The sequence below is a fragment of the Paenibacillus faecalis genome, assembly GCF_900289175.1.
Classification (GTDB): domain Bacteria; phylum Bacillota; class Bacilli; order Paenibacillales; family Paenibacillaceae; genus Paenibacillus_AQ; species Paenibacillus_AQ faecalis.
Window position 1 is genome coordinate 1701182 of the sequence record NZ_LT985747.1, and the last position, 20604, is coordinate 1721785.

General features: G+C 48.8%; 17 protein-coding genes. 2 read left to right on the forward strand and 15 right to left on the reverse strand.

Annotated elements, in window-relative coordinates:
- Positions 1-40: 40 nt before the first annotated feature.
- From C8268_RS08280 to ftsE, 4 genes are all read right to left on the reverse strand, one after another.
- Positions 41-1513 carry a S41 family peptidase gene (locus tag C8268_RS08280; protein WP_106769876.1) on the reverse strand — a complete coding sequence of 491 codons (1473 nt, stop codon included), beginning with the start codon at positions 1511-1513 and terminating at the stop codon, positions 41-43.
- Positions 1514-1632: 119 nt separating this feature from the next.
- Positions 1633-2937, reverse strand: coding sequence for a murein hydrolase activator EnvC family protein (locus tag C8268_RS08285; RefSeq protein ID WP_106767226.1), 1305 nt, complete (start codon positions 2935-2937; stop codon positions 1633-1635).
- 80 nt (positions 2938-3017) lie between these two features.
- Positions 3018-3935 carry a permease-like cell division protein FtsX gene (gene ftsX, locus C8268_RS08290; protein ID WP_106767227.1) on the reverse strand — a complete coding sequence of 306 codons (918 nt, stop codon included), beginning with the start codon at positions 3933-3935 and terminating at the stop codon, positions 3018-3020.
- The gene (gene ftsE / locus C8268_RS08295; protein ID WP_106769877.1) at positions 3925-4611 is read right to left on the reverse strand and encodes a cell division ATP-binding protein FtsE; all 687 of its coding nucleotides are present in this window, start codon (positions 4609-4611) and stop codon (positions 3925-3927) included. Before ftsE ends, ftsX begins: the two co-directional genes overlap by 11 nt.
- A 206-nt stretch (positions 4612-4817) precedes the next feature.
- Between ftsE and C8268_RS08300 the strand changes: the two genes are divergently transcribed.
- Entirely contained in the window at positions 4818-6248 is a 1431-nt protein-coding gene (locus C8268_RS08300) for a VanW family protein (RefSeq protein WP_106767228.1), read from the forward strand.
- 91 nt (positions 6249-6339) lie between these two features.
- Here the strand turns inward: C8268_RS08300 and C8268_RS08305 are convergent, their stop codons facing one another.
- Entirely contained in the window at positions 6340-7065 is a 726-nt protein-coding gene (locus C8268_RS08305) for a polymer-forming cytoskeletal protein (RefSeq protein WP_106767229.1), read from the reverse strand.
- Positions 7066-7287: 222 nt separating this feature from the next.
- Here C8268_RS08305 and C8268_RS08310 point away from each other — a divergent pair, with 222 nt between their 5' ends.
- Entirely contained in the window at positions 7288-8064 is a 777-nt protein-coding gene (locus tag C8268_RS08310) for an alpha/beta hydrolase (RefSeq protein WP_106767230.1), read from the forward strand.
- 93 nt (positions 8065-8157) lie between these two features.
- Here C8268_RS08310 and argH read toward each other — a convergent pair whose 3' ends face one another.
- The 10 genes from argH to prfB form a co-directional block, all read right to left on the reverse strand.
- Positions 8158-9570 (reverse strand): argininosuccinate lyase, encoded by a 1413-nt coding sequence (gene argH, locus C8268_RS08315; RefSeq protein WP_106767231.1) that lies wholly within the window; start codon positions 9568-9570, stop codon positions 8158-8160.
- 134 nt (positions 9571-9704) lie between these two features.
- Complete coding sequence (locus C8268_RS08320) at positions 9705-10937, reverse strand: argininosuccinate synthase (protein WP_106767232.1); 1233 nt, start codon at positions 10935-10937, stop codon at positions 9705-9707.
- Positions 10938-11172: 235 nt separating this feature from the next.
- On the reverse strand, positions 11173-12129 hold the full coding sequence (argF, locus tag C8268_RS08325) for an ornithine carbamoyltransferase (RefSeq protein ID WP_106767233.1): 957 nt from the start codon (positions 12127-12129) through the stop codon (positions 11173-11175).
- Positions 12130-12230: 101 nt separating this feature from the next.
- On the reverse strand, positions 12231-13487 hold the full coding sequence (locus C8268_RS08330; RefSeq protein ID WP_106767234.1) for an acetylornithine transaminase: 1257 nt from the start codon (positions 13485-13487) through the stop codon (positions 12231-12233).
- Between the two features lie 96 nt (positions 13488-13583).
- Positions 13584-14420: an acetylglutamate kinase gene (gene argB / locus C8268_RS08335; RefSeq protein ID WP_106767235.1), complete on the reverse strand. Its 837-nt coding sequence runs from the start codon at positions 14418-14420 to the stop codon at positions 13584-13586.
- A gap of 194 nt (positions 14421-14614) precedes the next feature.
- On the reverse strand, positions 14615-15841 hold the full coding sequence (gene argJ, locus C8268_RS08340; RefSeq protein WP_106769878.1) for a bifunctional glutamate N-acetyltransferase/amino-acid acetyltransferase ArgJ: 1227 nt from the start codon (positions 15839-15841) through the stop codon (positions 14615-14617).
- A gap of 16 nt (positions 15842-15857) precedes the next feature.
- A complete protein-coding gene (gene argC, locus C8268_RS08345; RefSeq protein WP_106769879.1) occupies positions 15858-16913 on the reverse strand; it encodes an N-acetyl-gamma-glutamyl-phosphate reductase in 1056 nt (351 codons plus the stop codon).
- A 305-nt stretch (positions 16914-17218) separates the two neighbouring features.
- Positions 17219-17788: a GNAT family N-acetyltransferase gene (locus C8268_RS08350; RefSeq protein ID WP_106767236.1), complete on the reverse strand. Its 570-nt coding sequence runs from the start codon at positions 17786-17788 to the stop codon at positions 17219-17221.
- 667 nt (positions 17789-18455) lie between these two features.
- Entirely contained in the window at positions 18456-19349 is an 894-nt protein-coding gene (locus C8268_RS08355) for a YitT family protein (protein ID WP_106767237.1), read from the reverse strand.
- Between the two features lie 17 nt (positions 19350-19366).
- Positions 19367-20480 (reverse strand): peptide chain release factor 2 gene (gene prfB, locus C8268_RS08360; protein WP_106767238.1). Its coding sequence is split into 2 segments (ribosomal slippage): positions 19367-20407 and positions 20409-20480, totalling 1113 coding nucleotides; the frame shifts between segments, so codons are not numbered across the junction.
- Positions 20481-20604 lie beyond the last annotated feature (124 nt).

Sequence of the window (20604 nt, forward strand, 5' to 3'; positions counted from 1 at the left end):
CAAAAACGATTAAAAAAAAGAAGGCCAAGTTTCAGCCTTCTTATTTCTTCGACGCCTCTGCCGCAATTTCCTGCCGAACTTCGGTCAATCCGCGGTTCAATTGATTGTCATTTTTTGGATCACGAATCTTCTCGATCAGCGCAGTCTCCATCGCTTCCGCTGTCTTGGCATTCACGATTCCGTCCGCTTTAAGCTTCTGGCTCTTCTGGAAGCTCTTCACTGCTTTTTCTGTCGATCGATCAAAGTAACCGTCCTTCCGGCCGGGCTTATGACCAAGCGCATCAAGCATGATTTGAGCACTCTTCACGTCAGCGTTGTTCATGTCATATTTTAATGTTTTCTTCTTATCAATCGGCGCAACCGAGAAGTAAGCCGGCTGAGCTACCTTTATATCAGGTTCGATTCCTTTTTCATGAATCCATGAACCATCAGGTGTCAACCATTTGGCGATCGTTACCTTGATCAAGCTTCCGTCTCCAAATTGCTTTTCAAAGCTGGTCTGCACCGTACCTTTTCCAAATGTATTCTCGCCTACCAACACAGCTCCCGCTGATTGCTGAAGCGCACCTGCCAAAATTTCGGAAGCGCTGGCGCTGCCTTTATTCATCAGCACAGCGATAGGATACGGTTTGGAATCTCCATCAGAAGTATATTTCTTCCGATTTTTGTTCTTATCCTCAACCTGGACGATCAATTCGCCTTTCGGCACGAATTGCTCTGCAATATCAATGACGACATCAAGCACACCGCCCGGATTATTCCTTACGTCAATCACAAGTCCTTCCATTCCCTCCTGCTCCAGCTTCTTCAACTCTTCCTTGAAGCGGTCGCCTGTGTTCAGAGAGAACTGTGAGATTTCGATAAAGCCTATTTTATTGCTATCCATTGTGGCGGTGACAGTTTCCAAATCTACGTTATCCCGAGTGATAACAAACTCCAATGGCTCGGGTGAACCGGCACGCTTTATTTTGAGCACCGCCTCTGAACCTTTCGGACCTTTGATCTTGGAAACAGCCTTATTCAGATCCATTCCCTGCAGCGATTCACCATTAACTGATAAAATAATGTCCTTCGCCCGAAGTCCTGCTTTATCCGCCGGCGATCCTTTAATCGGGGAGACGATCTCTACATTCCCATCTACGGAGGTTACCTCTGCACCGATCCCGCTGAACGATCCCTCAATGCTTTCTTCAAATTGAGCTGCTGGCACCTTGCTCATGTAGTTAGAATAAGGATCTCCTAAAGAATCCAACATCCCGTTGATTGCTCCATCAATCAGCTTGTCCCGATTGACGTCTTCATAATAATTGCCTTCGATCAGATCGAGAGCAGTACCGATCTTCTTCGCTTCATCCTGTTCAAGCCCGCCTTTTTTCATGCTGGCCAGCAGACCTTCCCCGCTGCTAGCACCCGAATCTGCCAAATTTGGTAGTTGGGTGAACGCCATCGTGAGCAGACCTCCGGTGAGCATAGCTATCACCATAAGGTATACAACCGTTCTTTTCTTCAATATGGATTTCACCGCCTTTGTATGAATCAGCTCATTTACTTTGCAGCTTCCCAGTCACTATACTCATTCTAATATATGATTGACTTCCCGGGAATATTTATACAGCGGCTCTTACTTCCAAACTACAGATACGGGTTCGGATTAACAGCAGAACCATTCACCCGTACTTCAAAATGTAAGTGAGGACCCGTACTCCGTCCTGTAGAACCAACCTCGGCAATTTTTTGTCCGCGGCTTACCTTCTGTCCTTCACTTACTTTGATGCCCCCGTTACGAATATGAGCATAAAGCGTCCAAACACCGCCACCATGGTCAATGATGACCGCATTGCCATAGCTGCTCCACCATTCTGCCAAAATGACCGTACCGCTCTCCGCTGCCCGAATTTCTGTACCTTGAGGCGCCGCAAAATCCTGTCCAGTATGCATCGATTGTACTTGACCCGTAACCGGATGAGTACGCGGACCGTATGGGGAAGACAGGTAGGCCCCAGAAACCGGCATCGCGAACGGACCTCCATTGCCCGTATAAGTCCCTCCGCCGGAGCTGGAAGGTTTAGGAGAGGAGCTGGTGTTCTTTTTCTTCGCTGCCTCTGCCTCTGCTCTGGCTCTTGCTTCCGCCTCTGCCTTGGCTTTGGCCGCTCTTGCTGCCGCTTCCTCCGCCGCAAGCTTGTCTTTCTCTTTCAGGAGATCGGAGCGCTTGGTAGCCAATTGAACGAGCATTTGTTCCTGCTCAGCCGATATATCATCGGATATTTCAATTTTCTGATCATACTCTGCAATAAGTACTCTCTTCTCCTTCTCTTTCTCATTCAGGTCTTGCTTGCGCTCTTCCATTTGGGCATATAGTGTCTTTGCCTCAGCGTACTGGTTTTCCAGCTCTTTTTTCTTATCTACGACAAGTTGCTTGTCCTGTTTATGTTGGACCAAAAGATGCTGGTCTTGATCAACGATCGTCTTCAATGAGTCTGCACGATTCAGAAAATCGGTAAAACTTGTGGAGGACAGAAGCACTTCCAGATAGGAAACTTCCCCTTCCATATAAATCAAACGGATTCGTTCCTCCAAAAGTTTCTCGCGGGCTTTGATTCGCTCTTCCGCTGACTTCAGTTCTTTCGCAGTCTTGCGAAGATTATCTTCCGTCTCTTCGATTTTCATCGTAATTTTGGAAAGCTCATTACTGACGATTTCGATCTGATCCATGACGTATTCCAAACTTTTGTTCGTTTTATTCTTGTAATGCTGCGCTTCTTTCTTTTCCTTTGCAGCTTTGTTCTTCTCGCTTTGGGCCTTTTGGACCTCATCCTGCAGTGCTTTGATTTCACGTTCAACATCGGAAGATGTTCTGTTATCGGCTTCTACGACTGAGGGCTGGAATACGACTGCGGCCAGTAAAAAGGCGGCTAGTCCTGCGGCGATTTTTTTCAACTTACGCTCCCCATCCTTTTCAGTTTTCTTATAAAATTTCGAATAAATAAAACCATTTGACGTTCTCAACAGTTATCGAGTTATACTTTCAAAAACTTACGTATAGACATCGTGCTGCCCCAAATGCCAATTAGCATACCAAGCAGAAGGATTAACCCCCCAAGCAGCAGCCACATGTCTCCCAGCGGTATCAAGCTTTGGGACAAGGTAATATCGTCTTGTATTGCGGCATGCAGACGATCGTATCCGAAGAACAAAATTGCGACCGTAATCAGTGAGCCTACGACTCCGATCAAGGCCCCTTCCACGAAGAAAGGCCAGCGGATAAAATTGTTCGTTGCCCCGACCAGTTTCATAATACCAATCTCGCGGCGACGGGCGAGTATCGTTACCCGAATCGTGTTGGAGATCAGGAACATGGACATCAGACCGAGTCCAGCAACAAAAACAAACCCGATATTACGCACAGTGCGAGTGATTTTGAACAGTGTTTCAACGGTGCCTTCCCCGTATTTCACTCTCATAATCGGCTCTTCAGGATGCTTATCATTGAGCGCACTGATCTTGTCGGCTACGAAAGGAACGGTTGTCGGTTCAATCACTTCTACAATAATGGCGTCCGGCAAAGGATTCTGATCTTTCCCGTCAAACCCTTCAAGCAGTTCGGCGCCTTCCTCTCCGAGGCTCTCGGAGAGATCCTTCATTCCTTCCTCTTTCGAAACAAATTCGAGCGATTTCACTTCAGGCATGGCTTTGATCTCTTTCGAGATCTTTTCGGCCATCTCCTTATCCACGTTTAAATTCAAATAAGTGCTTATCTGTACTTCACTATCGGCTTTATCGGCCAATGAGTTTACATTCATTACTAATAAAGTAAAAACTCCCAAAATAAATAATGACACTACGATCGAGGTTATTGACGCTACGGACATCCAGCCATTCCGGAATACGCTTTTGGCCCCTTCCCGTAAGTGGCGGAGGAAGGTTTTAAAAGTCATATCCATACTCCCCTCTCACCTGGTCTCGAACGATTTGTCCCTGTTCTATGGCGATAACGCGTTTACGCATCGAGTTTACGATATCCTTGTTATGGGTGGCCATTACGATGGTCGTCCCCCGGAAATTGATTTCATCGAGCAGCTGCATGATCCCCCATGAAGTTTCCGGGTCAAGGTTGCCTGTAGGCTCGTCCGCTATAATGACGGATGGATTGTTGACAATCGCCCGAGCGATAGCGATCCGCTGCTGTTCACCACCGGATAATTGTGCCGGCATACGATTGGCTTTGGACTTTAGGCCCACAAGATCCAGGACTTCCATAACACGTTTTTTGATCAGGCGCGTTGGCGCCTCAATTACTTCCATGGCAAAAGCTACATTTTCAAAAGCAGTTAACTTGGGCAACAGACGAAAGTCCTGAAAAATGACCCCGATATTCCGGCGAACATAAGGAATTTTACGCTGCTTTAGTTTGCCGATATTAAATCCGTTAACTGAAATTTGTCCTTTTGTAGGTATTTCTTCTCTATAAATAAGTTTCATAAATGTCGATTTACCTGCGCCGGATGGACCGACGACGTATACAAATTCGTTACGATCGATTATGACGGAGACCCCTTTAAGCGCATGAGTGCCGTTAGGATAGGTCTTCCAGATGTCTTGCATTTCTATCACTTCATCACTTCCCACTACTTAATTCGCCCTTATACTTTCGACACTTTACAACGTAGAACCTTTAGAATCCACAAAAAATCCTTTTGACTTCATCCATTGTAACAAATTTGTTACCTTTTGAGTACCCGAAAGTTTAGCGGCAATGTGACATATACATTAAAAGGTGCTTCAACTCCGATCAATCAGAAGCAAAAAGGTGGTTTAGCGTGAAAAAAATTTATATTTATCTCATCGCTGTCATTAATTTGCTGCTTATCGGCCTCATTTTTTATGGCGGACTAGCCCTTTATGCTAAACAGAATACTTTGCCCAAACATGTAGTGCTCTCCGGCTGGGAAATCGGGGGAAGAGCTATTCCTGAGGTATTACATGAGCTGGATGATCGCTTACAAGCTATGGAATCGATCCAAATCCAGTTTACCGGGGAGCATCTAGGCGGTGCTGGAGAAAAATTTAGCCTGAAGGAAGCCGGGGTGCGGTATAAGGCGCAACATTTTCAAAGAGCAGTGAAAAAGTTGACGGAAGGAAATGTGTGGGACCGGGCTTTATATCGATACCGTTTCGATAAAACCTGGAACATTCAGCCTGATCTGAATCTCGATGTTTTACGGAAAAGATTTAATTCAGAATGGGAGAAAAAACAATTCGGGGAACCGGTTAACGCGGTACGTACCATTTCAAACGACCGTGTGCAATACAAGCCCGAGCAAAGGGCGTTCCGGATTGACTGGACGGCACTGGCCGACCGCCTTGCCGCAGCTATTCCCGGCGATTTCTCCGTTCTCCCGTCGGATCAGCCAGAGAGCATCCAGGTTGAACTGCCTCTTACATTGTTGGCGCCGGATGTGACGGTGAAGTCACTGCAGTCCGAAGGGATCGAGCGAAAAATCATTCAGTTCTCAACCTCATTAGCTGCAAGCGGACCGGGCCGGGTACACAACATCACCGCCGCCGCCAAAGCGGTAGACGGCATGATTTTGAAACCGGGGGATGAGTTCAACTACGCTAAAGTGGTGGAGAAAGCCAAGCAGGATTACGGTTTCAAGGAAGCACCCGTTATTATTAGCGGCAAGCTCGTACCGGGAGTTGGCGGGGGAATCTGTCAAGTATCCAGCACCTTGTACAAAACTGCTCTGCTGACCGGGCTTGAAATTACAGAGCGCAGAAATCACTCCCTGCCGGTCAATTATTTGCCCAAAGGGCAAGATGCCACTTTTGCGGAAGGGTACATCAATTTCCGGTTCCGCAACAACACCGGCAAACACCTGCTGATTCAAGCCGAGGTCGTCGAACGAACCTTGACACTCAAGTTTTTCGGAACCTTTCCGAAGGACACCGTCTATTCGGTTGAGTCAGAAACAGTACAAAATATCCCTTCCCCAGTCAAATATGTTCAAGACAACTCACTTGCGCCCGGCAAGCACAAAATTGTGCAAAAAGGCAAGGCCGGCTATGTCGTTGACACCTACCGGATCAAAAAGGTAAACGGCAAGGTTACCGAGCGTGTTAAAGTTTCGCGCGATATCTATCGAGGGCAAAGCACCATCGTCGGTATGAATCCATCAAGCGGTGTGCTGCCAGGTCCAAAAGACGTCCCTAGGGCTCCCGTTGTTGAGGATGGGGTCAGCACTCCATAGTACGAATCCAAACGAAAAGGCCGAGTACAAGAGCAAATGTTGCTCTGAACTCGACCTTTTTTTCCAACGATTATCCCACAGGCTATAAAATTCAAATCAAGCGTACCTCGCCAACGACTGCAGAAGGGTCCTGAATAAGCTCCTCCCTGTATTCAACCAGCCGTACGTTACAGTCTGGTCCGAGAATGACCCGGTCTCCGCGAATTACATCTGCTTCAGTATGCTCCAGTTCCACACTTTTTCCTTCGAGAACTTGAACAAACAATCGAGGCGGACGGATTGAGAAAGTAAGCTTTTCCCAAATAGGCCTTCCTTTCTTGTACACGCGAATATAATCCCCGTATATTTCCTTCGCTTCGCAGCGGTCATACAGCTTAATATCGATCGTTTCCGCCAGAAGCGTGTCTTCTACATGAAATCCGCCTTTTACCTTAATGGTTTGCACTTGAATATGTTCAGCCTTCAATCTTCCGCCCAGCTCTATTTCACTGGCCGTCAACTTGCCGTAAATTTGGCATATACCGCCCACCGTCATCTTCCGTGCACGAACATCGGACTTTATTTTGGCTGATCCGCCCACGCTCACTTCAAGCGCATCCATGGAGCCATCCACGTTTCCCGAACCATTGATGCGAATCGTCCTCGCAGTGAGGGAACCCTTAACAGTGGCCGATCCATTTCCGATAAAGTCATCACAGTCCAAATCACCGGAGATGCTTCCCGCTCCATCCAATCGGACCTTCCCGTAAACGCCTCCCTCTAACTTCCCAACTCCCGCAATATGCAGATCTTCACGTTTCGGTGCGAATTGTCCCATCCTTCGTTATCCTCCGTTTCTTCTCATTACCATTTTACCCGTCACACTATTTCTCATAACTTTAGCATAATAGGATATGTCGAAAAACATTCTCCTGACGGAGTTTCATCTACATCTGGGGACGGATATGATTACCTTCTGCATCACATACCTATGCTCCATTTTGTGCTATCATCTGAATAAAATAAAGAAGAGTTACAAGATCGAAAGGGGATTTCCCGCATGGCACTGTTGCAATGTCAATTTTACTCAGAAGTGCTCGGACTCAGTACAAAAATGACGGTCATTCTTCCGCAAAACACAACGACTCAGATCGGGATGAACAATGTTGCAGGCTCACATAAGCATCCTACGTTATACTTGCTCCACGGCTTATCCGATGACGATTCCATCTGGCTCCGCCGCACATCCATCGAACGGTATGTGGCCTCTATGGGAATAGCGGTCGTCATGCCGCAGGTGCATCGCAGTTTCTATACAGATATGGCTTACGGCGGCAAATACTGGACCTTCATCAGTGAGGAGCTTCCCGCCTTGACTCGTTCTTTCTTCCCGCTGTCCGACAAACGCGAGGACAACTTCGTAGCTGGGCTGTCGATGGGCGGGTACGGCGCGTTCAAACTTGCACTGCGAAAGCCTGAAATGTTTGCAGCAGCAGCCAGCTTATCCGGCGCACTGGACATCGCCGGAAAATTTATTAATGAATTTTTTGCTGACGATATCCAGCTGGTCTTTGGAAACAACCCGATTGGAGGAAGTGACAACGATCTTCTGTCGCTGCTGAAGCAGCTGGATCAATCCGAAGGACCGAAGCCGAAACTGTATCAATGCTGCGGAACAGAGGACTTCTTGTATAATGATAACCAAACGTTTTTAAAGGCCTGTCAGGAAACATCTTTGGATTTAACTTACGATGAAGGCCCCGGCGACCATGATTGGGCTTACTGGGATGTTAAAATTCAAGATGTGTTGAACTGGCTGCCGCTTCGTAAAAACTAAAGATGTGACCTTTGATTGTCTTCCAATGTTCGAGTATGTAAAAAGGGGAGTACCCATTGTAGTCCAATCTACACGGTTACTCCCCTTTATTCTTTATCTGCCAGATGAACGCGCTTGAATCCAATCAGCGGAAACGGCCAAAGCCTGCTGTGCACGATCGATCGCTGCCTTCACCTGAGGCATCGCTGTACCGCCGTATACATCACGGGCGTTTACTACCGTTTCCGGCTGCAGCACTTGATAAATGCTATCATCAAACAGCGGTGAGAACTGCTGAAACTCATCCAACGTCAGATCAAGCAGGAACTTGTTGTTCTGAATGCAGTACAGCACAGTTTTGCCGATCACCTCATGCGCCTGACGGAATGGAAGTCCTTTCCCTACAAGGAAATCAGCGATATCTGTCGCATTGGAAAAGTCAGTGTTTACCGCTTCACGCATACGTCCCTTGTTCACTTTCATCGTGGCAATCATCGGTGCAAACAGCTGTAGTGCACCTTGAAGTGTAGCTACAGTGTCAAACATGCCTTCCTTGTCTTCCTGCATATCCTTATTGTAAGCAAGCGGCAGAGACTTGAGGACGGTAAGCAGTCCCATCAGGTTGCCGTACACACGTCCGGTTTTGCCGCGAACCAATTCAGGCACGTCTGGATTTTTCTTCTGTGGCATAATGCTGCTGCCTGTGCAGAACGCATCGTCCAGCTCAATGAAGTTGAACTCTGTGCTGCTCCACAGCACAAGCTCTTCGCTCAGCCGTGAAAGATGCATCATGATCATGGAAGCATTCGACAGAAACTCCAGGATGAAATCACGGTCGCTTACAGCATCCAGACTGTTCTCGTACACACCATCAAATCCAAGCTGCTGCGCTACAAAATGACGATCGATCGGGAAGGTAGTGCCTGCAAGTGCACCTGCCCCGAGCGGCAAAATGTTGATCCGTTTGTAACTGTCGATCAGACGGTCAATATCACGCTGGAACATCGACACGTAAGCCATCAGATGATGGGCGAACAGAATCGGCTGCGCTCTCTGCAGATGCGTGTATCCCGGAATAATCGTGTCGAGATTGTCTTTGGCTTGACCGATCAGCGCCGTCTGCAGCTCGTGCAGCATTCCCGTCAGCTCCACCACCCGGTTGCGCAAGTACAGGTGCATATCCGTTGCAACCTGGTCGTTCCGGCTGCGCCCTGTATGCAGCTTGCCGCCAACGGGTCCGACTTCTTCGATCAGATTTTTCTCAATGTTCATATGGATGTCCTCGTCAGATACTGAGAACTCAATTTCACCTTTGCGAATCCGGTCCAACACTTTGTTCAGCCCGGACTTAATCGTCTCAACATCCTCCTGCGGCACAATGCCGCATTTGCCCAGCATGGATACATGCGCCAAGCTGCCCTCTATATCTTCTTCAGCTAATTGCTTATCAAAACCGATCGATGCGGTATATTCTTCAACCAAAGCATTCGTCTGCTTGGTAAAACGGCCTCCCCATAACTTGCTCACTACCGTTTGCCTCACTTTCGTTTAAGGCAGAGGGCCGTCTCCGTCACAGCCGCTGAACCCCCCTGTAAGGGACAAGTTGCGTATCATCCGCTGACATGAAACGGCCTTCGCCTATTTCAATATAGTTGTTGTTATTATTGGTTCTGGTCTACCCCAACGGCAACTTTCAGACGCAGTGCGTTCAAACGGATAAACCCGGTTGCGTCGCCTTGGTCATAAGCCTGTGTCGGATCCGCTTCCATCGTAGCGATATCGGGATTGTACAAGCTAACCGGGCTTTTCACACCAGCGGAGATGATGTTGCCTTTATACAGTTTCACACGAACCGTTCCCGTTACGTTCTTCTGGCTTTCCGTCACCAGCGCCTGCAGAGCCAGACGCTCCGGTGCATACCAGAAGCCGTTATACACGAGTGTGCTATAACGTGTAATCAGGCTATCGCGCAAATTCATCACTTCACGGTCCATCGTGATGGACTCCATTTTGCGATGAGCGGTAAACAAAATCGTTCCGCCTGGCGTCTCATATATGCCACGGCTCTTCATCCCGACAAAACGATTCTCCACCATGTCGACACGGCCGATGCCGTGCTTGCCGCCGAGCTCGTTCAGCTTCTCCATCACCTGAAGCGGGCTAAGCGATTCACCGTTCAGAGCGACACAGTTTCCTTTTTCAAATTCCAGCTCCAAATATTCCGCTTCATCCGGCGCATCTTCCGGAGATACGCTAAGCAGGTACATGTCCTTACTCTCCGGTGCGCTTGCATCAAACCACGGATCTTCGAGCACGCCGCTCTCATAGCTGATGTGCAGCAGGTTACGGTCCATCGAGTAGGACTTCTCCGCCGATGCGGTTACCGGAATACCATGCTCTTCTGCATAAGCGATCATCTCGGCACGCCCCGGGAACTTACTGCGGAACTCCTCCATACGCCAAGGTGCAATCACATCGATGTCCGGAGCAAGCCCGGCTACGCCAAGCTCAAACCGAACCTGATCATTTCCTTTGCCCGTCGCACCATGTGCGATCATCGTTGCACCCTCAGCGCGGGCGATATCCACCATACGTTTTGCGATCAGCGGGCGCGCAATGCTTGTGCCAAGCAGGTACTGCCCTTCATACAGAGCCCCCGCCTGGAACATCGGATAGATGAAGTCCCCGGCGAACTCTGCACGCAGGTCGTCGATATATACTTTCGAAGCACCGGTAGCCAGCGCTTTTTCCTCCAGGCCGTCAAGCTCTTCCTTTTGTCCGATATCAGCGGTAAATGCGATGATTTCAGCATCGTAGGTTTCCTTCAGCCATTTTAAAATAACAGACGTGTCCAGTCCCCCCGAATACGCCAGTACGATTTTTTCTTTTGCCATGATTAAAACCCCTTCTCTTATCGTCATATAAGTTGAACTAAAGATTCATAGCCTCATCATCACTACGAATGCGGATTATGCTTCCGATGCGAGCTTTCCTACGGAAATCGTTCGGTCGACCACTCACGTTTCTCCAGAATCATTCCGTCTTCTTCCGTTGAAGCCTTACGCTTATTCAGTTCAATCTATATAATGAATTCTGTGTTATCTTGCCATCGCTATCTACCTCTGCTATTCAAGCCATCAATGCAACCATCAGCGCTTTTTGCGCATGCAGCCGGTTCTCCGCTTGGTCAAAAATTACCGAGTTCGCGCCGTCAATCACGCCCTCGCTTACTTCCTCGCCGCGGTGGGCCGGAAGGCAGTGCAGGAACAGATAGTCCGGCTTCGCCGCTGTCACCAGCTCCTCATTCACCTGATAGCTAGCAAACGCAGCTTCCCGCTGCTTCTGCTCTTCTTCAAAGCCCATGCTCGCCCATACGTCCGTGTAGATGACATCTGCATCTTTTGCCGCTTCTACCGGATCTTGCGTTACCGTAATTTCCGCCCCGGTCTCGATCGCAATTTCCCGACTCAGCTGAACAATGCGCTCATCCGGCTCATATCCATCTGGACTGGCAACCGAAACGTGCATCCCCATCTTGGCTCCGCCAATCAGCAAAGAATTCGCCATATTGTTTCCGTCACCGATAAACGCCATCTTCAGACCTTTCAGCGCACCCTTGTGCTCAAGGATCGTCTGAAGATCAGCCAGCACCTGGCATGGATGAGCCATATCGCTAAGTCCGTTAATGACGGGGATCGATGCGTGGCGGGCCAGGTTGATGACATTGTCGTGCCCGAAGGTGCGGATCATAATACCGTCGAGGTAACGCGACAGCACCTGCGCCGTATCGCTAATCGGCTCGCCTCGTCCGAGCTGGATATCATTTTTGCTCAGAAAGAGCGCATGCCCGCCCAGCTGGAACATTCCCGTTTCAAAGGAAACTCTCGTCCGTGTGGACGATTTTTCAAAAATCAATCCGATCGTCTTGCCCTTAAGAGGCTCGTATATTTCACCGTTCTTTTGCTTGCGCTTGATCTCGATGGCCGAGTCGAGCAAATACTGAATTTCCTCTGTCGTATAATCATCCAGCTCGATCATGTCGCGTCCTTTAAAGGTCATTTCCTGTACTTGTCCGCCTGGGGTCATAATCTGTATCCTCCTTGCCATTGGCTTGATTCATCATTTAACGATTCATTTAAACTGTATATGTTGAACTAAAAATTCTGGCCTTTAGCTTCTCTACGATTTCAAATCATACTGCCCGCAGCCGTATGTTCATGAATAATCTGTACCAAAATGCTCACAGCCTGATCAATCTCGGGCTTTGTCACGAGCAGGTTCGGCAACAGACGGATCACATTCGGACCTGCCGTTACGAACAAGAATCCGCGCTGCTGAGCAGCTAGAACAAGCTCCCCGACAGGATCGGCACACTCGATTCCGATCAAAAGCCCCATGCCGCGAATGGCTTTCACAAAAGGATGCGTGCCAAGCTCCGCTTCAAGACGCTCGATCAAGTATTGCCCCGTTTCCGCAGCCCGCTGTGGCACCTGCTCCTCCAGCATGCTCTCAATCGTTGCGGTCACCACGGCCATGGAAAGCGGCGTCCCTCCAAAAGTCGAGGCGTGGCTGCCTGCCGTAAAGGCTTCTCGCAAATACTCCTTGCCGAGCATAGCGCCCACCGGGAATCCCGATCCAAGCCCTTTGGCAACGGTAAAAATATCCGGCTCAATCCCGTAATGCTCATGCGCGAACAGCTTGCCTGTGCGGCCCATGCCCGTTTGCACCTCGTCAATGATAAGCAGCAATCCGTGTTTGCGACAAAGCTGGTCTACCGCCTTCAGAAATTCCGGCTGCACGGTATGCACGCCGCCCTCAGCCTGCACCATCTCAATCATGATGGCAGCGGTATCCTTGCTGATTGCCGCTTCAAGTGCAGGGAGATCATGGAGCGGTACGCTCTTGAATCCAGCCGGAAGTGGTAGAAAACCTTCCTTCACCTTGTCCTGACCTGTAGCGGTCAAGGTTGCGATTGTCCGGCCATGAAAAGATTGCGTAAACGTAATGATCTCATAGCGCCCCGTGCCTTTCACCTTCTGATGATAACGGCGGGCCAGCTTGATCGCAGCCTCGTTCGCCTCCGCTCCGCTGTTGCAGAAAAAAACAGCGTCCGCACACGTATTCGCCGTCAATAAACGAGCAGCTTGTTCCTGACCCGGAATGTGAAACAGGTTGGACACATGCCACAGCTCATCGAGCTGTGCCTTAAGTTTTTCCTTCACTTTCTGCGGCGCATGCCCCAGATTCGTAACGGCCAGACCGCTCATAAAGTCCAAATATTTGTTTCCTTTATCGTCCCAAACCCAGCTGCCTTCGCCTTTGACCAAGCTGATCGGGTATCTTGCATAGGTGGGAAACAACGAACTCTCCGAAGCTCCTTCATTCAAGGCCCCTCCTTTGCAGCCTGCTCCCCCATTCAACTGTGCTTCACTGCGATTGCCCATTCCTGCCACACTCCTATCCCTTAACGTATCATGGCCGTTATACTCGGCCGATGTATATAAACCTAAGAGGTTACACATTTATGAAAAATAGTATGATTACATACGCACAATTCGCGTTCCAATAATCTCTCCGGTCAACACCCGACTCAGCACGCCCGGTTCGCTGCCGTCAACGATGACCACCTCACGGACTTTGCCATGGATGCAGCTAATTGCCGCTCGTACTTTTGGAATCATGCCGCCGTAAATTTCCCCAGTGGCGATCATATCCTCGATCTGCTGAACGGTTACGGTTGAGAGAACCTTTTTCTGACGGCCTGAGCCCTGCATAATGCCCGGTACATCCGTCACGACGACCATCCGGTCTACACCGAGATAAGAAGCAACCGCCCCTGCGGCCGTATCGGCATTAATGTTATATCGCTGGCCCGATGCATCTACCCCGATGGGAGCAATGACGGGCATATATCCCATATCGAGTACTCCATTGATAATAGAAGATTCCACTTCGGTGACATCGCCGACCCAGCCGACCTCCGCGCTGCCCGCAACCGGCTTAGCCTGAATCAAGCCACCATCCGATCCGGACATCCCCAGCGCCTTCCCTCCTGCACTTTGAATACGGCGTACAATCTGCTTATTTATACTGCCTGCAAGCACCATCTCCACCACATCGAGCACCTCTTCGGTTGTTTTCCGCAGACCGTTCACGAATTCCGTCTCGATCCCAAGTTTCTCCAGATTGGCTGAAATGGCGGGTCCACCGCCATGCACGATCACCGGGGCCATCCCCTTCTGCTGCAGCTCCCTTAGATCTTCAAAAAAAACTTCAGGCAGCGCCGCCAGCGTGCTTCCCCCGCACTTCATTACAAAATGATGAACACTAGCCGCGCTTTGCGGCCGCTCCGTATGACGATCCGTGATCGTCTTCATAACCGTTTCCCTCCCATGTCACTCTCTCTATATTGAACTAAATGATTCTAGCCTTAGCATCATTATGAATTCGGATGATTCTTCCGCTCGCTCTTAACCCATTGAAATCTAGGGACTGCCTACGCTTCCGATGTGAGCTTTCCTTTGAAAAGCTCTTAGGGACCACTACCGTTTCTCCAAAATAATTCCGCCTCTTAGGTCCTGTAAGCCGCATTGATCCGAACGTAATCATAAGTTAAATCACAACCCCATGCCGTTGCACAGCCGCTTCCAATATGAAGATTCACATCGATATGAACGGTATCTCCTTGCAAGTATGCCAGTGCGGCAGCTTCATCAAAAGGAACCGGACTAGACTGTTTCAGTACCTGAATCGGTCCAATCGTAATATCTATCGTATCCGGCTTTACCGGCCGGCCCGCACGTCCAACAGCGGCGATGATCCGGCCCCAATTGGCATCAGCACCAAATACGGCAGATTTCACAAGGCTCGAGCCGATAATCGTCTTCGCAATCGCCTGAGCGTCATCGTCACATTCCGCTCCCTGCACCGTAACCTCGATCAAATGCGCTGCTCCTTCACCATCCCTTGCAATAGCGATGGCAAGCATCCGGCACACATATTCAAACCCGGCTGCAAAAGCGTTCCAATCCGGATGATCCGGTGTCAGCTCATCGTTACCCCCAAACCCGCTCGCCATAGCAATGAGCATATCGTTCGTGCTTGTATCCCCGTCAACGGTGATCATGTTAAACGTCAAATGGGTTGTACTGCGAAGCAGCTGCTGCAAGGCTTGCTGTTCAATGACAGCATCCGTTGTGACAAAGCCGAGCATCGTCGCCATATTCGGATGAATCATCCCCGAGCCTTTGGCAGCTCCGCCAATTGTAATGTCCCGTCCGTCTACCTTTACGGTGACGCAGGCTTCTTTTTTAACCAGATCGGTTGTCAAAATAGCCTGGCTAAAGGCTTCGGCCCCTCCTGCCTCACCGCTAATCTGTGACGGCAGCTCGGTTATACCCGACCGCACACAGTCCATCTTCAGCAATTCCCCGATCACTCCGGTGGAGGCCACCGCCACATCCTCTTCGGCAACGTCGAATTGCCGAGCTGTATGTGAACGCATCGCGTATGCGTCAACTTCCCCTTGCTTGCCGGTGCATGCATTGGCATTTCCGCTGTTCACAACTACCGCGCGCAGCGTTCCGTTCTGCAGGCTTTCACGTGTGACCTTCAGCGGCGCTGCCTGAATCTGGTTCGTTGTATACACTGCCGCCGCAACCGCTGGCACATCACATACAATGACGCCTAGATCATGGCGATCTGTCTTCTTTAATCCGCAATGGAGACCTCCTGCCTTAAACCCTTGCGGCGAAACGATCGTTCCACCGCTTACGATGGTATATAAATTTTCTTTCATATGGTTTTTCCCATCCTCACGGATACACTGGCGTAAGCGCAAGTCCGAGACTCTCCTCCCATCCCATCATCAAGTTCAGGTTCTGGATCGCCTGCCCAGCGGCGCCCTTCACCACATTATCAATTACGGATACAAAGGTAACTCTTCCCGTTCGGGAATCTACTGAAAATCCGATATCACAATAATTCGAGCCGAGCACTTCCTTCGTCGCAGGCCAAGTTCCCTGATCACGAACACGGACAAACCCTCGCCCTTTGTAGTACTGTCGATACAGCTCGACAAAATCTTCCTCCGTATATGCGCCCACCAGAGAGGCATACATCGTACTCATGATTCCTCTTGTCATCGGGGCTAGATGTGTGGTGAAAGTGACCGTCACCTGCTCACCGGCCACATGGCTCAGCAGCTGCTCGATCTCTGGAATATGCTGATGTTTATTCACCTTGTACGCTTTAAAATTTTCGTTTATTTCCGCATAATGCGTCATCAGGCTCGTACCTCTTCCCGCTCCCGATACACCTGACTTGGCATCGATGATGATGCTTGTCGGATCAATCCAGCCTGAGCTGATCGCAGGAATCAGACCAAGCAGCGTAGCCGTTGGATAACAGCCTGGATTCGAGATGAAATCCACATCCGCAACCTCTTCAACGAAAATTTCGCATAAACCGTATACCGCCTGTGCCAGCACTTCGGCCTTTGGCGCATCATGCTTATACCATTGTTCATACACGCTGCCATCCTTGAGCCGAAAATCACCGGACAGATCAATAACCTTCAGTCCAGCTTCCAGCAGCTGCGGCACTAGCTTGGAACTGACCCCTGACGGCGTTGCCGTAAACACGACATCCGCCCTTTCAGCAATTTCCGCCGGCACAACACCGTCCAGATTCCGCTCCACGATATTCGTTAAATGAGGAAATGCTTCCGATATCGGCACGCCTGAACTGGAAGAGGAAATGACGGACGTAATCTCCACCAAAGGATGATGCTGAAGCAATCGGATCAGCTCCACTCCTCCATATCCGGTTGAACCGACAATCGCGGCCCTCAACATTTTGTGATCTGTCATCATGCCCATCCCTCTCTCCCACTCGTTTGGTAATTTTATGCAACACGTCTCATAAATATGTATTATTATACGATTGTATTCATATTAATACAACAGGTATATTTCATTTCAAATAAAAATAAATCTCTCTCGCATCATTACGAATCCGGTTTCCCCTTAAAATCACTACTGCCCTCAGACTTTTTTAAATAAAGTCTGAGGGCAGCTTATGCTCCTGATGCGAACTTTCCTTCGGAAAGCTCGGGCGATCACTTGTCGTTTTTTCAGGTTCAATCTAAACATAGTACGGACTAATAAACTTGTCCTTATAATTTCGACTCGTGCTCTTCTTTTAAAATGGCATACATCTTCAAATCCCAGTGCACTCCTTTAATCTTCGCCGCTTTCCGATGTGTGCCTTCATAGGTCATTCCGATCTTCTCCATCACTCGTTGTGAGCCGATGTTCTCCACACAACAACACGCCTGAATACGGATCAGATCCATTTTCCCAAAACCAAAACGCAGCAGTTTCCCGGTCGCTTCCGTCATATAGCCCTTGCCCCAAAACTCCTTATTCAGCACATATCCGATCTCCGCTATCTGATACTGTGGTTTCCAGAACACAAAATCAACGGTCCCAATCATTCGTCCACTTTCCTTATCTTCAATTGCCCAGGGAGCCACTCCGCCGTTGTTATATTGCTGTTCAATAAAACGAATGAATCCCTTGCTATCCTCCATCGACTGATGCGTATTCCAGGTCACGTATCTGGACACATCCTCATCGGATGCATAAGCAAACATATCCTCCGCATCCTGCATGGATACCTTTCTTAGAAGCAAACGCTCCGTTTGAAGCTCCGGCAGATTCCCGTAAATTTCTCTGATTTCCATTTAAACACCCCCAGGTAAATTAGTTATCATTATATCGATAACTCGTAAAAATGAAAGAAGTATATTTCTCGAATACCAATTTACGGTTTCAAACTCAGAAAAACTTCTATCGAAGTCTTTCGAGGATGAGCGACCGCCGTTATAAGGTTGTTTTATGCCATTTTTATCGCCAAATAGAATTCGATGATCTCCTCAGGTTTCGGAAACCTGGCCAAGAAAACGATTTGCCTTCGGCATATTAGACATAAGGAACGCTGCAGGAAGGCAGAAAGGCTGCAATGCTGACCTTAAGCCACCTGTTTATATCTCAGCAAGAAGTCGCTAGTCACGCTTAACTGCAAAAGTGCATTTAAAAATGTGGGTGTTTCGATTTTAAGAGCAACTAAATGTAAAAGTGCAGTTAAGTTTCAAGCTTTTCGCCAAAAAGCTTAGTTCGGTCGAAATCAAATGTATTTTTGCAGGTAAACTCCCTAAAAGAGAAAATATGGCTGGCTTAAATGCACTTTTGCAGGTAAAGAGTAAATTTCGCGCCTTAAGTGCATCGCTTAGGTGGAGGATAACGTTAACGCCATTCAACCCTACTTAGATAGGGCTCACTCCCTCCACAAACTTATAATAAAAAAACGGACCAGCCAAAGATAAAACCTTGACTGACCCGTTTATCATGTTATGAAGCTTTGATCTTCTGAAAACCTTCACCGAGCACCTCATGTGCATTGCTGATAATAACAAAGGCATCCGCATCAACAGATTGAACCAATGTCTTGAGCCTTTGTATTTCATTCTGGCCAACAACGACCATAAGCACGGTTCGACTCTCTCCGGTATATCCGCCCTCGGCATTCAGCTTCGTGAGGCCGCGGTCCATATCTTGCAAGATCGCCTTCGTAATCGGCTCGGTATGATCCGAAATAATATAAGCGACCTTCGTAAAGTTAAAGCCAAGCTCGATCATATCGATGACTTTGCCAGTGACGTACAGACCGATCAATGCATACAGCGCCTGCTCCAGTGACAACACCAGTGCCGCCGCAGTGATCACCATCGCGTCAAACAATACAACGCAGAAGGAAAAGCTGAGTCCGCTAAATTTTTGCACGATCTGCGCCAGTATCATCAGCCCGCCGGTAGAACCGCGTCCCCGGTAAACCAGGCCGATTCCGAACCCCAAACCAATTCCGCCAAATATAGAAGCCAGCAGAGGGTTCGAAGTGAGCGCTGTCCAGTCCTTGCCAATGAAAACAAACAACGGTAACAAGATGCTGCCAAGCAGTGATCGAATGCCGTAGTTTCGTCCCAACAGCCATACACCCAGCACAAAAAGCGGAATGTTAAACAGCCACTGCGTATAGGCAGGTTCAATGCCAAACACCGCTTTAATCAAAACTGATATTCCCGACACACCGCCAGAGGCGATTTGATTCGGGAGAAGAAACAGATTAAACGCCATCGCCATTGTAAATGAACCCGCAATGATAAACAACGTATCTACCAGATGGCGAATCGGACCATTCACCGGAATGAGCGGTTCTCTCCGTCTGGTTCGTACAGATTGGACCATATCGTTACATTCTCCTCTTACTCTACATCCTGCTTTATCTGACTGCGCAGGTATCCGTCAATAAAGATGTCCAAATCGCCGTCCATCACTGCACCTACGTTCCCCGTCTCCACCTGGGTCCGGTGATCCTTCACCATGCTGTAGGGATGGAATACATAAGAGCGGATCTGACTGCCCCAAGCGATGTCGGATTGCTCACCACGAATTTCAGCCAGCTGCTGCTGCTGCTCTTCGATTTTGCGCTCATACAGCTTGGAACGAAGCATCGTCATCGCCCGTTCGCGGTTTTTAATCTGGGAACGTTCATTTTGGCAGGTTACGATAACACCTGTAGGTATGTGCGTAATCCGTACTGCAGAGTCGGTTGTATTTACGTGCTGACCGCCCGCGCCGCTAGCACGATAGGTATCTATTTTTAAATCTTCACTGCGAATTTCAATATCTACATCGTCCGTAATCTCCGGCACAACATCACAGGAGACGAACGAAGTGTGACGTCTGCCCGAGGAATCAAAAGGCGAAATACGAACAAGACGGTGAACGCCCTTCTCGGCTTTTAGATATCCATAAGCATTATAGCCTTTAATGAGCAACGTAACGCTCTTGATTCCCGCTTCATCCCCCGGCAAATAATCGAGGGTTTCCACCTTGAAACCGCGCTTCTCCGCCCAGCGGGTATACATGCGAAGTAGCATTTGTCCCCAGTCCTGCGACTCTGTGCCGCCAGCGCCGGGATGGAGCTCCAAAATGGCGTTATATTTATCATAAGGCTGACTTAGCAACTGCTGTAGTTCAAACTCCTCAACACGCTTGGAAATTTCCTTAATGGTTTCCCCAATTTCAGCAGTGAGGGAGTCATCGCCCTCTTCATCGGCCAGCTCGATCATAACAACAGCATCGTCAAAATCCTGCTGCAGCTTCTTATACTGATCCACGCTCGTTTTCACAGCATTCAGCTCAGAAATAACACTCTGTGCCGTTTCGTTATCGTCCCAAAAATCGGGAGCAGCCATTTTCTCTTCGAAGTTCGCAATCATTTCATGCTTGAGATCTAAGTCAAAGAGACCCCCTAAGATTATTTAATTTCTTGCTGATTTCACGCAGATCTTGCTTCACACTTGGGTCGATCATGACACTTCGTCCTTTCTTTTCGTTTATAGATTCAGTATAACCTTCATACTTAGAGAACGTTCTCGGAAGGTATGAACACGGGTTTCACCTGCTGTTAAGGTCGTATTTCTTTGAGTTATCACTT